This window comes from Microcoleus asticus IPMA8 (assembly GCF_013179805.1).
Taxonomy (GTDB): domain Bacteria; phylum Cyanobacteriota; class Cyanobacteriia; order Cyanobacteriales; family Microcoleaceae; genus Microcoleus; species Microcoleus asticus.
This window is the reverse complement of record NZ_SRRZ01000285.1, coordinates 1-1861: the sequence shown is the minus strand read 5'-3', so window position 1 is coordinate 1861 and position 1861 is coordinate 1. Positions and strand designations below refer to the sequence as shown.

Sequence of the window (1861 nt, the reverse complement as noted above, 5' to 3'; positions counted from 1 at the left end):
AGAACCACAAGTGGGACAAATCAGATAGGGTTTCATCATGAGACTCCTCAAAAGATTGGCATAGAGCTATTATCCTCTATCCTTTACATAACTGGAGTTTAGACTAAGTAAAATCTCCAGGGATAAAAAAAGGGTGTCTGAATTGAAAAGCAGACCCCACTTGGCAGAAACTAAGAGTAGTACCACCCACCCTTAGCTGCCAATATGCACCTTGCCAAATTAAAAGAATTTCGTCAAGCGGCTTATCAGTATTTATGTCGGGCCCACGATGCGACGTTTGAATTGACTGATGCCATCCTATTGACTCGCCATGTCCACTGTCTAGCTGACTTGTCCCTGTGTCCTGTGTTTCGCCGACGCTGGTCAAGTATTTATGAAGCCTTACAAGATTGCCGTCCAGCGGGCGCGTAAATTGATGCAGATATATATTAAACACATCCCAAAAGATATCCGTCCCATACTCGCCATAGACCATACCAGTTGGCCGCGCCCAGATGCTGTGAGTCTGCAAGAACGAACAATTGAACATCAAGCAACGGATATCCCTGGAAACCGACCAATTACTTTGGGCCAAGGTTACAGTACAATTGCTTGGGTTCCCGAGAGCGAAGGTAGTTGGGCTTTACCATTACGGCACGAACGAATTACCAGTTGGGAAAGTCCTATTGACAAAGCTGTCTGGCAACTACGACAAGTCAGCCAATATCTACCCTCACGACCAATTGTACTCATAGACAGTGAGTATGGTTGTGCCCCTTTTGTCCTGAAGACTGCGGGCATTCAAGCTGATAAATTAATGCGTTTGCGCTCAAATTTATGTTTGTGGAGTGCGCCGCCCCCTTATTCAGGTAAAGGTTGTCCGCGCAAACATGGCGAGAAGTTTAAGCTCAATGATGCTAGCACATGGGAAGAACCAACGGAAACTATAGAAATTGATGCACCAAAGTTAGGTAGGCTCCGAATTAGTTTGTGGCGGGATAAACATTTTCAAGCGGCGGCTAACATCCAAATGCAATTAATACGGGTTGAACGGCTTAAGAAGGAGAGCGGACAGTTCGCCAAACCTCTCTGGTTAGCTTGGGTGGGTGAAGAAATACTGCCTTTGAATGAAGTTTGGCAACTCTACTTACGGCGCTTTGCTATAGATCATTGGTATCGTTTGGCCAAGCAACGGCTGCATTGGACATTGCCCAAATTAAGCAGCCCAAAACAGTGTGAACGGTGGAGCGATCTGATGCCGTTAATAACCTGGGAGTTGTGGTTGGCGCGTGCAGTGGTGGCTGACAACCCTTTACCGTGGCAGAAATCGATGACCAAATTAACACCTGGACGAGTAGCCCAAAGTATGGGAGGAGTTTTAGCCGCGATTGGTACTCCGGCTGTTCCTCCCAAACCCCGAGGAAAGTCTCCTGGATGGCCTCAAGGAAAACCCCGGCCAACAAAACCTCGGTGTCCAATTGTCAAAAAAGGGACTTCCAAGCGTAAAAAAGCCTTCAAGAACTCGGTCTAAATCCCAATTTTTCCTCTTCCATATTTTCTTTTAGTAACTCAGCCATAGCTGAGTCAATTTATGCTGCTTAGTCTAAACGCCAGTTACATAAAAGCACTACCCCAAACTTATAATTTAGTGGGCAATAGTTCGGGCAGTTTTTGATTTCCAACCGTATAATAAGGGTTTCAAGGCGATTCCGCGATCGAGATACCAACGTAAAATCGACCGGTTAAGACTATGAAATCAAAACAGTCCGGACTATGGAGCGGATACAAATAACTGGAGTTTAGACTAAAAAACGAGCGCATCTAAAAGTAGCTGCCTTTAAATATCCGGCAAGCTGTTACTCAACAACTCAAGAGGGAGAAG

The 1861-nt window shown here is 45.6% G+C and carries 2 protein-coding genes; both read left to right on the top strand.

The annotated features are described in order from the left end of the window. Positions 1-204 precede the first annotated feature (204 nt). Positions 205-411 (top strand): hypothetical protein, encoded by a 207-nt coding sequence (locus E5S67_RS33875; RefSeq protein ID WP_246277101.1) that lies wholly within the window; start codon positions 205-207, stop codon positions 409-411. Then, the gene (locus E5S67_RS31870) at positions 374-1510 is read left to right on the top strand and encodes an NF041680 family putative transposase (RefSeq protein ID WP_246277100.1); all 1137 of its coding nucleotides are present in this window, start codon (positions 374-376) and stop codon (positions 1508-1510) included. The genes E5S67_RS33875 and E5S67_RS31870 overlap by 38 nt, the downstream gene beginning before the upstream one ends. Positions 1511-1861 lie beyond the last annotated feature (351 nt).

What these genes read in the sequence shown, in the direction of transcription:
- E5S67_RS33875 (WP_246277101.1), top strand. Translation starts at nt 205, where the DNA reads ATGCACCTTGCCAAATTAAAAGAATTTCGTCAAGCGGCTTATCAGTAT.
- E5S67_RS31870 (WP_246277100.1), top strand. Translation starts at nt 374, where the DNA reads ATGAAGCCTTACAAGATTGCCGTCCAGCGGGCGCGTAAATTGATGCAG.